At 44.5% G+C, this 14,517-nt stretch carries 15 protein-coding genes and 1 riboswitch; all 15 genes read left to right on the top strand.

Translation table 11 applies throughout. The features are described 5' to 3' along the window. Positions 1-491 precede the first annotated feature (491 nt). The 15 genes from ACIFOD_RS18100 (at position 492) to purH (ending at position 14,334) form a co-directional block, all read left to right on the top strand. Positions 492-1,142 carry a peroxiredoxin-like family protein gene (locus ACIFOD_RS18100; protein ID WP_430315760.1) on the top strand — a complete coding sequence of 217 codons (651 nt, stop codon included), beginning with the start codon at positions 492-494 and terminating at the stop codon, positions 1,140-1,142. Between the two features lie 236 nt (positions 1,143-1,378). After that, the gene (locus ACIFOD_RS18095; RefSeq protein WP_430315759.1) at positions 1,379-1,930 is read left to right on the top strand and encodes a DUF2179 domain-containing protein; all 552 of its coding nucleotides are present in this window, start codon (positions 1,379-1,381) and stop codon (positions 1,928-1,930) included. Next, complete coding sequence (locus ACIFOD_RS18090; protein ID WP_113968479.1) at positions 1,927-2,127, top strand: NETI motif-containing protein; 201 nt, start codon at positions 1,927-1,929, stop codon at positions 2,125-2,127. Before ACIFOD_RS18095 ends, ACIFOD_RS18090 begins: the two co-directional genes overlap by 4 nt. An 86-nt stretch (positions 2,128-2,213) precedes the next feature. Beyond that, a riboswitch (purine riboswitch) is annotated at positions 2,214-2,315 on the top strand. Between the two features lie 153 nt (positions 2,316-2,468). Then, the gene (gene purE / locus ACIFOD_RS18085) at positions 2,469-2,948 is read left to right on the top strand and encodes a 5-(carboxyamino)imidazole ribonucleotide mutase (RefSeq protein ID WP_430315758.1); all 480 of its coding nucleotides are present in this window, start codon (positions 2,469-2,471) and stop codon (positions 2,946-2,948) included. Then, positions 2,935-4,095: a 5-(carboxyamino)imidazole ribonucleotide synthase gene (gene purK / locus ACIFOD_RS18080; protein WP_430315757.1), complete on the top strand. Its 1,161-nt coding sequence runs from the start codon at positions 2,935-2,937 to the stop codon at positions 4,093-4,095. Before purE ends, purK begins: the two co-directional genes overlap by 14 nt. Beyond that, the gene (gene purB / locus ACIFOD_RS18075; protein ID WP_113968481.1) at positions 4,092-5,390 is read left to right on the top strand and encodes an adenylosuccinate lyase; all 1,299 of its coding nucleotides are present in this window, start codon (positions 4,092-4,094) and stop codon (positions 5,388-5,390) included. The genes purK and purB overlap by 4 nt, the downstream gene beginning before the upstream one ends. A gap of 107 nt (positions 5,391-5,497) precedes the next feature. Further along, entirely contained in the window at positions 5,498-6,223 is a 726-nt protein-coding gene (gene purC, locus ACIFOD_RS18070; RefSeq protein ID WP_430315756.1) for a phosphoribosylaminoimidazolesuccinocarboxamide synthase, read from the top strand. Then, complete coding sequence (purS, locus tag ACIFOD_RS18065) at positions 6,211-6,465, top strand: phosphoribosylformylglycinamidine synthase subunit PurS (RefSeq protein ID WP_397553152.1); 255 nt, start codon at positions 6,211-6,213, stop codon at positions 6,463-6,465. The genes purC and purS overlap by 13 nt, the downstream gene beginning before the upstream one ends. Next, positions 6,462-7,148, top strand: coding sequence for a phosphoribosylformylglycinamidine synthase subunit PurQ (purQ, locus tag ACIFOD_RS18060; protein ID WP_430315755.1), 687 nt, complete (start codon positions 6,462-6,464; stop codon positions 7,146-7,148). The genes purS and purQ overlap by 4 nt, the downstream gene beginning before the upstream one ends. Next, the gene (gene purL / locus ACIFOD_RS18055; RefSeq protein ID WP_430315754.1) at positions 7,132-9,366 is read left to right on the top strand and encodes a phosphoribosylformylglycinamidine synthase subunit PurL; all 2,235 of its coding nucleotides are present in this window, start codon (positions 7,132-7,134) and stop codon (positions 9,364-9,366) included. Before purQ ends, purL begins: the two co-directional genes overlap by 17 nt. Next, positions 9,342-10,763 carry an amidophosphoribosyltransferase gene (gene purF, locus ACIFOD_RS18050; RefSeq protein ID WP_430315753.1) on the top strand — a complete coding sequence of 474 codons (1,422 nt, stop codon included), beginning with the start codon at positions 9,342-9,344 and terminating at the stop codon, positions 10,761-10,763. Before purL ends, purF begins: the two co-directional genes overlap by 25 nt. Positions 10,764-10,774: 11 nt before the next feature. After that, positions 10,775-11,803: a phosphoribosylformylglycinamidine cyclo-ligase gene (gene purM, locus ACIFOD_RS18045; RefSeq protein ID WP_430315752.1), complete on the top strand. Its 1,029-nt coding sequence runs from the start codon at positions 10,775-10,777 to the stop codon at positions 11,801-11,803. A gap of 36 nt (positions 11,804-11,839) precedes the next feature. Then, on the top strand, positions 11,840-12,415 hold the full coding sequence (gene purN, locus ACIFOD_RS18040) for a phosphoribosylglycinamide formyltransferase (RefSeq protein ID WP_113968768.1): 576 nt from the start codon (positions 11,840-11,842) through the stop codon (positions 12,413-12,415). Between the two features lie 83 nt (positions 12,416-12,498). Then, entirely contained in the window at positions 12,499-12,651 is a 153-nt protein-coding gene (locus ACIFOD_RS18035) for a hypothetical protein (protein ID WP_430315751.1), read from the top strand. A 147-nt stretch (positions 12,652-12,798) separates the two neighbouring features. After that, positions 12,799-14,334, top strand: a complete 1,536-nt coding sequence (purH, locus tag ACIFOD_RS18030; protein ID WP_430315750.1) for a bifunctional phosphoribosylaminoimidazolecarboxamide formyltransferase/IMP cyclohydrolase — start codon at positions 12,799-12,801, stop codon at positions 14,332-14,334. The last annotated feature ends 183 nt before the right edge of the window (positions 14,335-14,517 follow it).

Here is a 14,517-nt window from a genome sequence, read left to right as displayed (position 1 = left end):
CAGGCAAATGTGAAGAAAGAGCATCTCTTAGGGGTTGCTCTTTCTTTGTTGTGTGTGGATGGATATGGAAAAAGACGCAATAAAATAAAAAATAGACGCAAAAACTGTCGTAAATGACGCATAAATTTATAAAACGACGCAATAACTATCAATTCAGACGCAATTATTTAAGCCGGCACAAAGAATCAACGAAATAAAGGGCACTCTCTACAAGTTGAAACTAAAAGTACTAAATTTTCATAGAGTCTTGCTATATTTCTTTCATTCTCAACTAAAACTTGTAAAAAGAGCAATTCTACCATTCTTTTAACTACCGATTATCACATCCCTCTTCACAACTTGCCAAGTCCCCAAATTCGAAAACAAAATAGTCGTTACAACATCACCCATCACCCATCCCTCTCCATCACCATACCCAACCAAGCACATCGCTTTTCTTTTGAATAACCTGCTCTTATACTATAAACAAGTTCTAAAGGGAGGTTTTTCAAATGACAGCAACCAACATGCTAGAACAGTACAATGAATATATTTCTAAATTTAAGCAGAATGCATCTCAGGAAGTACAGGATAAAATGGGAAAAGCAATCAACGAATTGGAGCGCTCTGATGATGGTAAAGGTCTTCGTGTAGGGGAGAAAGCACCGAACTTTACATTACCGGATGCGACAGGCAAAGGAGTCGCACTGGAAGATGTGCTGAAGAATGGTCCGGTCATCCTTACGTTTTATCGTGGCGGATGGTGTCCATATTGCAATATGGAGCTGCGTGCATACCAACAGCTAATGGAAGACATTAAATCAGCAGGTGCCGAGCTGATTGCGGTCAGTCCGCAAACGCCTGATGCATCTCTTTCTACAAAAGAGAAAAATGAATTGGATTATTTCGTGTTAAGTGATGAAGGAAATAAAGTGGCAGATAAGTATAAGTTAGTTTACAAGCTGCCACCTTACTTAGTGGATATCTACAAAGAAAAAGGTCTGGATCTGGAGAAAGCGAATGATAGTGATTCATGGACGCTCCCTGTTTCAGCAACATATATTATCAAGCAGGACGGAACGATTGCTTACGAATATACGAAAGCCGATTACAAAGATCGTGTGGAACCTTCTGAAGTGGTTGAGAAGTTGAAATCGATATAATATAGCAAAGCAAGACGGCTTTATGGCTGCGATGACACGCTGCCATAAAGCCGTTTTTTGTTTTATTCAGGTCAAAATAGGAAAGACACAAAGTAGGAGTTCATATTTTCTATAAATTGTCATCGGAAAATCATTCGCAATTTTTCTTGAAGTGGTTCATATTATGGAATTTTTCTAGTAAAATAGGAACTTAATTTGAGCATACTACAAGTAGTAGTGGAGAGAGGAGCATTTCGGTGTTAGACAATAGTTTTGTGATGTTAGCGATTATTTTGATCATCAATGTTGTATACGTATCCTTTTTTACGATCAGAATGATTTTGACGTTGAAGGGTTATCGATATATTGCAGCTTTTGTGAGTACATTTGAAGTAGTGATTTATGTTGTCGGTCTTGGACTGGTACTGGACAACCTGAATGAGATTCAGAATCTGATTGCATATGCGGTCGGTTATGGTCTCGGTGTGATTGTGGGGATGAAAATCGAGGAGAAGCTGGCTCTAGGGTATATTACAGTGAATGTAATCACGAAGGAGTATGATAAGGCCCTTCCGAATGAACTCCGTGCAAGAGGCTACGGGGTGACGAACTGGGAAGCCAATGGACTGGAAGGAAGCCGGATGGCCCTGCAGATCCTGACTCCGCGAAAGTATGAAATGAGGCTGTATGATACAATTAAAGAGCTTGACCCAAAGGCATTTATCATTGCATATGAACCGAAGGCGATTCATGGCGGGTTCTGGGTGAAGACAGTACGAAATATTCGCAAAGGAAAATTAAAAGAATGAGCAAAAAGAAATTATTATTTGAAGTGCAGGAGAATGAGACGATTACAGATTGTTTAGACCGTATGAAGGAAATGGGTTATATGCCGGTAAGACGGATGGAAAAACCTGTGTTTGAAGAACAAAAAGATGGAAAGAAAACAGAGTATGTCCCTATTAAACAGACAATTGTCTTTGAGGGGAAGAAGATTGAAGAGTAAACGCTTCAAATCCGAACATTAATTTTCAGACATTTATTATCGTTCGATTATTCGTTGACAGAGCTTCGATATCACGTTATGATGGAGACAAATAAACCGAATACCCTCATATAATAATGGGAATATGGCCCATGAGTCTCTACCTGACTACCGTAAATGGTCGGACTATGAGGGAAAGTAGCTGTCTGGATACGAGCTCGTTTGTGGACCCTATCGGATAAAACGGGACCATTCTCTGTAAAATACCCAGATCAATTGCTTTCTCTCAAAAAGTAGAGAACAATTGATCTGGGTATTTTTTGTTAAAAGGGATTAAACTACGGGAGGTGCCTGTCACCATTATGATATCAGTAATCATGGGAAGTACATCGGACTGGGAGACAATGAAGCATGCGTGTGAGGTATTGGAAGAGTTAGAGATTCCGTTTGAGAAACGAGTTGTATCGGCTCACAGGACGCCTGATTATATGTTTGAGTTTGCAAAAGGTGCCAGAGATCGAGGAGTGAAAGTCATTATTGCAGGTGCAGGCGGTGCCGCTCACTTACCTGGAATGGTGGCAGCGAAGACGACATTACCTGTGATTGGGGTTCCGGTACAATCGAAAGCCCTTAATGGGATGGATTCGTTGCTGTCGATCGTGCAGATGCCAGGGGGCGTTCCGGTTGCGACGGTTGCGATCGGGAAGGCAGGAGCTACAAATGCCGGACTGTTAGCAGCACAAATCCTTTCGATAGAAAATACAGGCTTGGCCGCTACTTTAAAAAATAGAAGAGACGCGTTACGGGAAAAGGTGTTGGGAAGCAGTGATGACCTTGAATAAGAAGACGATTTTACCAGGACAGATGATCGGAATCATTGGCGGAGGACAGCTCGGACGAATGATGGCCCTTGCTGCGAAACAAAATGGCTTTCGGGTGGCGGTTTTAGACCCGGCACCACAATCACCATGTGCCCAAGTAGCAGATCTTGTAATCACGGCCGGCTTTGACCAGTATGATGCCCTTTATAGACTGGCAGAAGAGTGTGACGTGATAACATATGAATTTGAAAACATCGATTATGAAGCGTTGAAATGGTTGTCGGAGCGTGCCTATTTACCTCAAGGGGCAGAGCTGATCCGCATTACACAGGATCGCATCATGGAAAAGGAAGCCCTTACGTTTGCAGGGGTGAAAGTAGCTCCTTATGCTGTGATTAAACAACAACAGGACATCTATGATAATATAGAAAAGCTTGGCTATCCAGTGGTTCTGAAAACATCCAGAGGTGGTTATGACGGGAAAGGGCAATATGTGATCCGTGAAGAGAGCGGGGTAGAAGAAGCTGCTGCTTTATTGGAGAGCGGTCCATGTGTGTTAGAGAAATGGATACCTTTTGAAAAAGAGTTATCCGTTATTGTGACCCGAAATCCCGATGGGCAGCAAACCAACTTCCCGGTAGTTGAAAATATTCATGTGGATAACATCTTACATGAAACGATTGCTCCGGCAAGGGTGAGTGAAGAAGTGGCAGAGAAAGCGATCGAGATGGGGAAGAGAATAAGTGAGACCCTTGACCTTGTGGGAACGCTCGCGATTGAAATGTTCCTGACGGAGGATGGAGACATCTACATTAATGAACTGGCTCCGAGACCGCATAATTCCGGTCATTATTCGATTGAAGCGTGTGACTACTCACAATTCGCCCAACATATAAAAGCGGTATGTAACTGGCCGCTCGTTCAACCCACCTTATTAAAGAACGCTGTGATGGTTAACCTATTAGGAGAGCATATCGAGCCTATTATGAAGGCTGTTCCAAAGCAGCCAGATTGGTTTATTCATCTTTACGGAAAGGATGTACCAAAGCCGAAACGTAAGATGGGGCACGTCACTCTTTTAACAAATGATATCGAAGAGACATTGACGACTATAAACGAAGCTGGCATTTGGAAGGTGCAAGAAAAGATCGGAGGACGACTGGTATGATAGAACGTTATACACGCCCTGAAATGGGAGCTATTTGGACAGAGGAAAATCGTTTTCAAGCATGGCTTGAAGTAGAAATTTTGGCTTGTGAAGCGTGGGCTGAAATCGGGGACATTCCGAAAGAGGATGTTGCGAAGATTCGTGAGAACGCCGGATTCAATGTAGATCGTATCAAGGAAATCGAAGAAGAAACGCGACACGATGTTGTAGCTTTCACCAGAGCGGTTTCCGAAACCCTTGGAGAAGAAAGAAAGTGGGTGCATTACGGACTGACTTCTACTGACGTAGTGGATACGGCTCTTTCTTATCAATTAAAGCAGGCAAACGATATCATTCTGAAAGACTTAGAGCGATTCGTAGAAATTTTAAAGAACAAAGCGATCGAGCATAAGCATACGGTCATGATGGGGCGTACGCACGGAGTTCATGCTGAACCGACTACTTTTGGTTTAAAGCTTGCCCTTTGGTATGAAGAGATGAAGCGTAACGTAGAACGATTCAAGGCAGCGGCAGATGGAGTGGAATTCGGGAAGATTTCCGGTGCTGTTGGAACGTATGCGAATATCGATCCATTCGTAGAGTCATATGTGTGTGAAAAGCTGGGAATCAAGCCAGCTCCTGTTTCTACACAAACATTACAGCGTGATCGTCATGCTCATTACATGGGGACACTTGCACTGATTGCGACTTCCATCGAGAAGTTTTCTGTTGAGGTTCGCGGCCTGCAGAAGAGTGAAACCCGAGAAGTGGAAGAGTTCTTCGCGAAAGGTCAAAAAGGATCATCGGCCATGCCTCATAAACGTAACCCGATCGGTTCTGAGAATATGACGGGAATGGCGCGTGTAATCAGGGGATACATGCTGACAGCTTATGAGAACGTGCCTCTATGGCATGAGCGTGATATCTCTCACTCATCTGCAGAGCGTGTGATCCTGCCGGATGCGACGATTGCTCTTAATTACATGCTGAACCGTTTCGGAAATATCATCAAGAACTTAACGGTATTCCCAGAGAATATGCAGCGCAATATGGATCGTACGCTTGGTTTGATCTACTCTCAACGCGTCCTTTTAGCCCTTATCGATAAAGGGATGACGCGTGAGGAAGCGTATGATACGGTTCAGCCGAAAGCGATGGAGGCATGGGAGAAGCAAGTGGCCTTCCGTTCTCTTATTGAAGAGGATGCAACCATCACGTCCAAGCTTTCGCCGGCTGATATTGATGATTGTTTCGATTACAACTATCACTTGAAGCATGTGGATACGATCTTTGAACGTTGCGGCTTGGTGGAATAAGTCCTTCTGATAATTGAATAGGGCAGGGGTTTTAGTAAAATCCCTCCCTTTTTTTATGGAAATATAGACTGAAGATTGGCAATATTACGTTAACGGGGGGATTTCACATGGAAAAAGGGACACTTTTATATGAAGGCAAAGCGAAACAAATCTTTGCAACACAGGATGAGAATGTTGTTTGGATTCAGTATAAGAATTCTGCCACTGCTTTTAACGGGGAGAAAAAAGCGGACATTGACGGCAAAGGGGTTTTAAATAATAAGATTTCGAGCTTGCTATTTTCAAAGCTTGCTGAAAAAGGAATACAGAGTCACTTTATTAAACAGTTATCGGATTATGAGCAGCTGGTCAAACGTGTACGTATCATCCCGCTTGAAGTCGTGGTTCGCAATGTGATAGCGGGAAGCCTTTCAAAGCGACTCGGAAAAGAAGAGGGTACGCCCCTTCAAAAGCCGATCATCGAATTCTACTATAAGGACGATGATCTGGGTGATCCCCTCATCACAGACGATCACATTGATTACCTGGAGATTGCTTCACGAGAAGAACGAACTGAGATAAGGGAAATGGCTCTTGGTGTGAATGAGGTCCTTCAAGGGATATTTCAAGAAGCGGGAGTCACGCTTGTCGATTTCAAATTAGAGTTTGGGAAAGATCGAAACGGTTCAATATTATTAGGGGATGAAATATCGCCTGACACATGCCGATTATGGGATGCAGAGACCAACCAAAAGCTGGATAAAGATGTTTTCAGAAGAGATTTAGGTAGTTTAACAGAAGTATATTCAATCATTTTAGAACGCTTAGGAGGAAACAAGCTATGTACAAAGTAAAGGTTTATATCACATTAAGAGAAAGTGTTTTAGATCCTCAAGGTAGTGTTGTGAAACAAGCGTTGCATTCAATGGAATTTAAACATGTTGAAGATGTGCGCGTCGGGAAGTATATGGAGTTGACTCTTCCATCCACTGTTGAAAACGTCGAAGCGACAGTTGAAGAAATGTGTCATCGACTACTGGCCAACCCTGTTATCGAGGATTACCGATATGAAATCGAGGAGAGTGTCGCTCAATGAAGTTTGCAGTAATAGTATTCCCAGGCTCTAACTGTGACATTGATATGTACCATGCGATCAAAGATGAAATCGGTGAAGAAGTTGAATACGTTTGGCACGATGCTGATAATCTGGAAAACTATGATGCGATTCTATTACCAGGGGGATTCTCGTATGGGGATTACCTTCGTTCAGGAGCGATTGCCCGTTTCTCGAACGTCATGAAAGAGGTCGTGAAAGCGGCAGAGCAGGGTAAGCCGGTTCTTGGTGTATGCAATGGATTTCAGGTTTTACTTGAAACAGGGTTATTACCAGGGGCCATGCGCAGGAATGATAGCTTGAAATTCATTTGTAAAACAGTGCCGTTAACCGTTCTTAACAATGAGACGATGTTTACGAATGGCTATGAAAAGAATGATGTGATCCAAATTCCGATCGCTCACGGTGAAGGAAATTACTTCTGTGATGAAGAGACCATGCTCACACTTAAGGAAAACCATCAAATTGCATTCACCTATACGGATGAAAATCCTAACGGAAGCGTTGAAAATATTGCAGGGATCACAAATAAAGCAGGTAATGTGCTTGGGATGATGCCTCACCCTGAGCGCGCCATGGACACTTTACTAGGTAGTGAAGACGGGAAGAAACTATTTCAATCGATTGTGAAACACTGGAGGGAAAAACATGTCGTTAATGCTTGAACCAACTTCAACAAAAGTGAAAGAAGAGCAGCTTTATCGTGAGATGGGTTTAACAGACGAAGAATTTTCAATGGTGGAAAACATCCTTGGAAGAACACCGAACTACACAGAGACCGGCCTTTTCTCTGTTATGTGGTCAGAGCACTGCAGCTATAAAAATTCGAAGCCTGTACTGATGAAATTCCCAACGACAGGTGAACGAGTTCTTCAGGGACCAGGAGAAGGAGCTGGAATTGTTGATATTGGCGACGATCAAGCAGTGGTGTTCAAAATCGAGAGTCACAATCATCCGTCAGCCATCGAGCCTTTTCAAGGAGCGGCAACGGGTGTCGGAGGTATTATACGGGATGTATTCTCGATGGGGGCAAGACCTGTCGCACTCCTCAACTCTTTACGCTTTGGAGAGCTGGATTCTCCTCGTGTTCAGTATCTATTTAAAGAAGTCGTAGCGGGTATTGCCGGGTACGGGAACTGTATCGGAATCCCAACAGTCGGCGGGGAAGTTCAATTCGATGCCTCTTACGAAGGAAATCCCCTTGTAAACGCTATGTGTGTCGGTTTGATCGACCATAAAGATATTAAAAAAGGTCAGGCCCACGGTGTCGGTAATACGGTCATGTATGTCGGAGCAAAAACGGGTCGTGATGGCATTCACGGAGCCACTTTCGCATCCGAGGAATTAAATGAAGGATCAGAAGAGAAGCGTCCGGCGGTTCAAGTGGGAGATCCATTCATGGAAAAATTACTTCTTGAAGCGTGTTTGGAACTTGTTAAGAACGATGCTCTTGTGGGAATTCAGGATATGGGAGCAGCTGGTCTTACAAGTTCATCCGCTGAAATGGCAAGTAAAGCAGGATCGGGCATCGAAATGAATCTTGACCTTGTCCCGCAGCGAGAAAGAGGCATGACGGCATATGAAATGATGCTTTCAGAATCTCAGGAGCGTATGCTGATCGTCGTTGAAAAAGGACGCGAACAAGAAATCGTTGATCTTTTTTCAAAATATGACTTAGAAGCAGTTTCGATTGGAAAGGTAACAGATGATAAGCGTCTTCGCCTTCTTCATAAAGGAGAAGTCGTAGCAGATGTGCCGGTTGATGCACTTGCTGAGGAAGCTCCCGTTTATAACAAGCCCTCTCAAGAAGCGGCTTACTATAAAGAGTTTCAAGCAATGGAAACTCATGTCCCAAAAGTAGAGGATCATAAAGAAACTCTCAAGGCGCTCTTGCAGCAGCCGACAATCGCAAGTAAAGAATGGGTATACGATCAATATGATCATCAAGTAAGAACAAGTACAGTTGTAAGTCCGGGTTCTGATGCAGCGGTCGTACGGGTACGTGGTACTAGAAAAGCCCTTGCCATGACAACGGATTGTAATTCCCGTTACCTTTACCTGGATCCAGAGGTCGGAGGAAAGATTGCAGTAGCGGAAGCAGCACGAAATATCGTCTGTTCAGGGGCGATTCCACTGGCGATTACGGACTGCTTAAACTTCGGAAATCCAGAGAAACCGGAAATCTTCTGGCAGATCGAGAAGTCTGTTGACGGGATGAGTGAAGCATGTCGTGAGCTGTCCACTCCAGTCATCGGTGGAAATGTGTCCCTATATAACGAATCAATGGGTACTGCCGTTTATCCAACACCAGTCGTTGGAATGGTTGGATTGATCGAGGATGTCGATCATATTACAACTCAAAGCTTCAAGGAAGCCGGAGACTATATCTTTGTCATTGGTGAAACCCATGAAGAGTTTGGTGGAAGTGAGCTTCAAAAGCTGACAGAAGGAAAAATCTTCGGTCAGGCACCGAAAATTGACTTAAAAACGGAGCTTCGCCGTCAAATGCAGCTTTTAGAAGCGATCCAAAAAGGTCTTGTGGCATCGGCTCATGATATCGCTGAAGGTGGTTTCGCCGTCGCTCTTGCAGAATCCACGTTTGGAACAAAAGGATTGGGAGCAAACGTTCAGGTTTCCGGAGAAAACAATGTGGCAGATCTGTTCAGTGAAACGCAATCCCGTTTCGTCGTTTCAGTCAAACCTGAAAACAAAGACGAGTTTGAGAAACTTGTTCCTGATGCCAAAGTAGTAGGAAACGTAGCGGATCATGGAGCAATCAACGTGTCATCAGAAAATGGAGAAGTCATCTTACATGCATCCGTGAAGGAATTAGAGTCAGCTTGGAAAGGAGCGATCCCATGCCTGCTGAAATCAAAGGCTTAAACGAAGAATGTGGAGTATTTGGTATTTGGGGACACCCCAATGCTGCACAAATTACGTATTATGGACTTCATAGTTTACAACATAGAGGGCAAGAAGGCACTGGAATTATCGTTTCGGATGGTGAGAAGTTACGTTGCTTAAAAGGGGAAGGCCTCGTAACGGAAGTGTTTCAAGAAGGAACCATCGAGAAGCTTGAAGGGAATTCAGCCATTGGTCATGTCCGTTATGCTACTGCGGGAGGTGGAGGCTACGAGAATGTTCAGCCTCTCCTTTTCAACTCGCAGAATGGGGGACTGGCTCTTGCTCACAACGGGAATCTCGTCAATGCGAACGCCTTAAAGCACCAGCTTGAAGGGCAAGGGAGTATTTTTCAAACAAGTTCTGATACAGAAGTGCTGGCGCATTTGATCAAAAGAAGCGGTTATTTTCAATTGAAAGACCGCGTTAAAAATGCGCTGACCATGCTAAAAGGGGCATATGCGTTTCTTGTCATGACGGAAACGGAGATGATGGTGGCACTGGATCCGCACGGTCTTCGTCCACTATCACTTGGTAAGCTTGGGGATGCTTACTGTGTTGCGTCTGAAACATGTGCCTTTGATATCGTAGGAGCTGAATTTGTCCGTGATATCGAGCCGGGGGAGCTTGTGATCATCAATGATGAGGGAATGACCTCAGAACGGTTTAGTTTTTCAGGTGGAAATGCGATGTGTACGATGGAATACGTATACTTCTCAAGACCAGACAGCAACATTCAAGGAATCAACGTTCATTCCGCCAGAAAAAGAATGGGAATGGAACTTGCGAAAGAAGCACCGATTGAAGCGGACGTTGTAACGGGTGTACCTGATTCCAGTATTTCAAGTGCGATCGGCTATGCAGAAGCATCAGGAATTCCGTACGAATTGGGTCTTATTAAGAACCGTTATGTAGGCCGCACGTTTATACAGCCTTCTCAATCTCTTCGTGAGCAAGGTGTGAAGATGAAGCTTTCACCAGTCAGAGGAGTGGTAGAAGGGAAACGCGTGGTAATGGTAGACGATTCGATCGTTCGCGGAACAACAAGTAGACGAATCGTCAGCATGTTGAAAGAAGCGGGAGCCAAGGAAGTTCATGTGTGCATCAGTTCGCCGCCAATCAAGAACCCTTGCTTCTACGGCATTGATACATCGACTCATGAAGAGCTGATCGCTTCTTCCAATTCAGTGGAGGAAATGCGCCGGATCATCGGAGCCGACTCTCTGACCTTCTTGAGTACAGATGGTGTGTTAAAAGCGATCGACCGAAATGATTCGTCAGAAAATCGCGGTCAATGCTTGGCTTGCTTTACAGGGAAGTATCCAACCGAAATCTACCCGGATACACTTCATCCACATGAAAAAGAGTTAGTGAAATAGGGGGAATCATGATGGCAAATGCGTATCGTCAAGCAGGAGTAGATATTGAAGCGGGATACGAGTCAGTCGACCGCATCAAAAAGCATGTGAAAAGAACCGCTCGAGAAGGGGTTCTTGGTCAATTAGGCAGTTTTGGCGGAATGTTCGATTTATCTTCTTTGAATTTAAAAGAGCCTGTTCTTGTATCAGGTACAGACGGAGTCGGTACGAAGCTGAAGCTTGCGTTCATGGCAGACAAACACGATACGATCGGGATTGATTGTGTGGCCATGTGTGTGAATGACATTGTCGTTCAAGGTGCGGAACCACTGTATTTCTTAGATTATATAGCGACTGGAAAAGCACTTCCAGAGAAGATAGAAGGTATTGTAAAAGGTATTGCGGACGGATGTGAAATGGCGGGCTGCGCTTTGATCGGAGGCGAAACCGCTGAAATGCCGGGTATGTATTCCGAGGAAGAATATGATATCGCCGGCTTTGCAGTAGGGGCTTGTGAAAAAAAAGAGATCATCACAGGCGAAAAAATTTCTAAAGGAAATGTGTTAGTCGGACTGGGTTCCAGTGGTATACACAGTAATGGGTACTCTTTAGTGCGAAAAGTATTCTTCGAAAATCAGTCGTTCTCTTTGGAAGAATCATTACCGGAAGTCGGGACCACACTAAAAGAAGCGTTACTTACACCAACCAAGATTTACGTGAAACCAGTATTAGCGGCACTGAAACAATTCTCCATCAAGGGAATGTCCCATATTACAGGTGGTGGATTCATTGAAAATATTCCGCGTATGCTGCCGGATCATTTGCAAGCAGACATTACAGAAGGCAGCTGGGATATTCCAAGCATTTTCACTGCCCTTGAACACTATGGAGAAATTCCCCGCAGCGAAATGTACAACATTTTCAACATGGGAATTGGATTTGTGTTAGCGGTTGAAGAAAAGGAAGCAGCAGACATTCTTCAATTTTTCAACGAACAGGGAGAAGAAGCCTTTATCATTGGACGTGTGACCACTGGAAATGGAGTACGTTTCGTTCGTTGAAATGAAGGGTGAGCAAGTCAATAACGGGGGCGAGTCATGAGACAGATTGCCATTTTTGCATCAGGAAGCGGAAGTAATTTTCAAGCATTGGTAGATGCTGTTCAAAGTGGAACACTGAAAGCGAATATCAGACTTCTTGTATGTGACCAACCGGGAGCGTTCGTGATTCACCGCGCCCAATCAGCAGGGATCCCTACTTTCGTTTTTCGGGCTAAAGATTATGAAAGCAAGCAGGCATTTGAACAGGAAATCCTAAATGAGCTGGCTCATTTGGGTGTTGATTTTATTGTATTAGCAGGGTATATGAGATTGATTGGTCCTACCTTACTGGAAAGCTTCGGAGGACGGATCGTGAATATCCACCCTTCTCTTCTCCCATCCTTTCCAGGAAAAGATGCCATCGGGCAAGCCATCGATGGTGGAGTGAAGATCACCGGCGTCACCATCCACTATGTAGACGCCGGCATGGATACAGGCGAAATCATCGCACAGGAAATCGTCCGGGTCACAACAGGCGAAACCAAACAATCACTCCAGGACAAAATCCAACACGTCGAACACCACTTGTATCCAACCACCCTCAACCACCTCTTTCTTACCACAGGCTACTAAAGCCGGGAAAAGGTGGTTGCTTTATCATGGTAGTGTGGTAAAGTGGTGAGGGACGGACCTTGGGTTTGGTTTCATTTAAAGTAATGGGGAGAGCAGTGGGGCGTGGGCATACGGTAAAGGCTGGGTTCGGTGTTCACAATTTGGCACAACAAACGCTGAAAGTGGCACGTGTTTGCTCAAAAGTGGCACAACAAACGCTGAAAGTGGTACAACACTCATCTAAACGGGTGCAATGAGTAAACAAAACAGCCCAGATACACTGTTTCATAAACCACACTCTGCCTTTCCACCCAGAAATTTTATGAAAACCCTCAAATCCATCTCAAATTCAACCAAATAATGAAATAAAATCAGCAATACAGCAGGCAGAGGAGGATCATACTTTGAAAAAGAGAGCATTAATCAGTGTTTCAGATAAGAGCGGAGTAATCGAATTTGCTAAAGAATTAAAGTCACTTGGGTACGAAATCATTTCGACAGGTGGAACAAAGAAGCTTCTTCTGGAAAGTGACGTTGAAGTGATGGGAGTAGAGGAAGTAACAGGTTTCCCGGAAATATTAGAGGGCCGCGTTAAAACACTTCACCCCAATATCCACGGTGGACTCCTCGCAAAACGCGGTGAAGAAAGCCATCGCCAGCAACTTCAGGAACAAGGAATCGAAGGAATCGACCTGGTATGTGTCAACCTTTATCCATTTCAACAAACCATCGCTAAACCGAATGTCGGCGTAGAGGAAGCGATTGAGAATATCGATATCGGCGGTCCAACGATGCTGCGAGCGGCAGCGAAAAATCATCAATATGTAACGGTGGTAGTGGATGCGCTAGACTATGATGAAGTCATTGCGGAGTTGAAGGTTCAAGGAGAATTATCATTAGAAAAACGTCGTAAGCTGGCGGCTAAAGTGTTCCGTCATACGGCTGCTTACGATGCGTTCATTGCTGAGTACATGACAGACATTTCAGGTGAAGAAAACCCAGAGCGTTTTACAAGAACGTACGAGTTAAAACAAACACTGCGCTACGGAGAAAATCCTCATCAGCAGGCTTCTTTCTACCGTGCGCCACTTGGCTCTGAATTCTCTGTAGCCATGGCAAGACAGCTTCATGGAAAAGAGCTTTCCTATAATAATATCAATGATGCGAATGCTGCACTTCAAATCGTGAAAGAGTTTACGGAACCGGCCGCTGTTGCAGTGAAGCATATGAATCCGTGTGGAGTCGGCGTTGGCTCGACCATCAATGAAGCCTTCTCGAAAGCGTATGAAGCGGATTCTACATCCATCTTTGGAGGGATTGTCGCTCTGAACCGCATCGTGGATGAAGAAACAGCCAAGCAGCTTCATGAAATTTTCCTGGAGATCGTCATCGCTCCTGCTTTTAGCGATGAAGCATTTGAGATTCTTTCAAGCAAGAAGAATATCCGCTTATTGACGGTTCCCTTTGAATCCACAAACAACATCGAGCGTAAATTAACGACGGTTGAAGGTGGATTGCTGGTTCAGGCGGATGACACATTTTCCCTTGATGATGCGGATCTGAGAGTGGTAACAAAACGTCAGCCAACAGAAGAAGAGTGGGCAAGCATGAAATTAGGTTGGAAAGTTGTGAAGCACGTGAAATCCAACGCAATCGTTGTAACGGATGCTTATATGACGGTTGGAGTAGGGGCAGGACAAATGAACCGAGTAGGTGCTGCAAACATAGCCCTCGGACAAGCCGGGGAAAAAGCCAAAGGGGCAGCGATGGCATCTGACGCATTCTTCCCAATGGACGACACCGTAGAAGCAGCTGCCAATGCAGGCGTAACAGCCATCATCCAGCCAGGAGGCTCCATCAGGGACGAAGACTCCATCAAAAAAGCCGACCAACACGGCATCACCATGGTCTTCACAGGAATCCGCCACTTCAAACATTAATTTGAGGGACGGACCTCCAATCATAGAAAGAAGTTTTTGTGAAATTAACATATAAACCACGTGGGGGAACGACTTGTTGGGAACTGGGTGATTAGTCAGAGTGGGGGTTGAGGGACGGACCTCAGCCAAGCTCATACCCACTTCCATATCCTCTAACCCCGCCTAACCATAGATCCATTCCAC

The organism is Rossellomorea sp. NRS-1567, from assembly GCF_050467885.1.
GTDB lineage: Bacteria > Bacillota > Bacilli > Bacillales > Bacillaceae_B > Rossellomorea > Rossellomorea aquimaris_C.
Note: the sequence above shows the minus strand (reverse complement) of the source record. Positions and strands in the feature narration are given on the sequence as shown.

Excerpts from the sequence above, each read along its gene's own strand:
- purC (WP_430315756.1), top strand. The coding sequence starts at position 5,498 with ATGGAAAAAGGGACACTTTTATATGAAGGCAAAGCGAAACAAATCTTT.
- purN (WP_113968768.1), top strand. The coding sequence starts at position 11,840 with ATGAGACAGATTGCCATTTTTGCATCAGGAAGCGGAAGTAATTTTCAA.
- purS (WP_397553152.1), top strand. The coding sequence starts at position 6,211 with ATGTACAAAGTAAAGGTTTATATCACATTAAGAGAAAGTGTTTTAGAT.
- purM (WP_430315752.1), top strand. The coding sequence starts at position 10,775 with ATGGCAAATGCGTATCGTCAAGCAGGAGTAGATATTGAAGCGGGATAC.
- purE (WP_430315758.1), top strand. The coding sequence starts at position 2,469 with ATGATATCAGTAATCATGGGAAGTACATCGGACTGGGAGACAATGAAG.
- purQ (WP_430315755.1), top strand. The coding sequence starts at position 6,462 with ATGAAGTTTGCAGTAATAGTATTCCCAGGCTCTAACTGTGACATTGAT.
- purB (WP_113968481.1), top strand. The coding sequence starts at position 4,092 with ATGATAGAACGTTATACACGCCCTGAAATGGGAGCTATTTGGACAGAG.
- ACIFOD_RS18090 (WP_113968479.1), top strand. The coding sequence starts at position 1,927 with ATGAGCAAAAAGAAATTATTATTTGAAGTGCAGGAGAATGAGACGATT.
- purL (WP_430315754.1), top strand. The coding sequence starts at position 7,132 with ATGTCGTTAATGCTTGAACCAACTTCAACAAAAGTGAAAGAAGAGCAG.
- ACIFOD_RS18035 (WP_430315751.1), top strand. The coding sequence starts at position 12,499 with ATGGGGAGAGCAGTGGGGCGTGGGCATACGGTAAAGGCTGGGTTCGGT.
- purF (WP_430315753.1), top strand. The coding sequence starts at position 9,342 with ATGCCTGCTGAAATCAAAGGCTTAAACGAAGAATGTGGAGTATTTGGT.
- ACIFOD_RS18100 (WP_430315760.1), top strand. The coding sequence starts at position 492 with ATGACAGCAACCAACATGCTAGAACAGTACAATGAATATATTTCTAAA.
- purK (WP_430315757.1), top strand. The coding sequence starts at position 2,935 with ATGACCTTGAATAAGAAGACGATTTTACCAGGACAGATGATCGGAATC.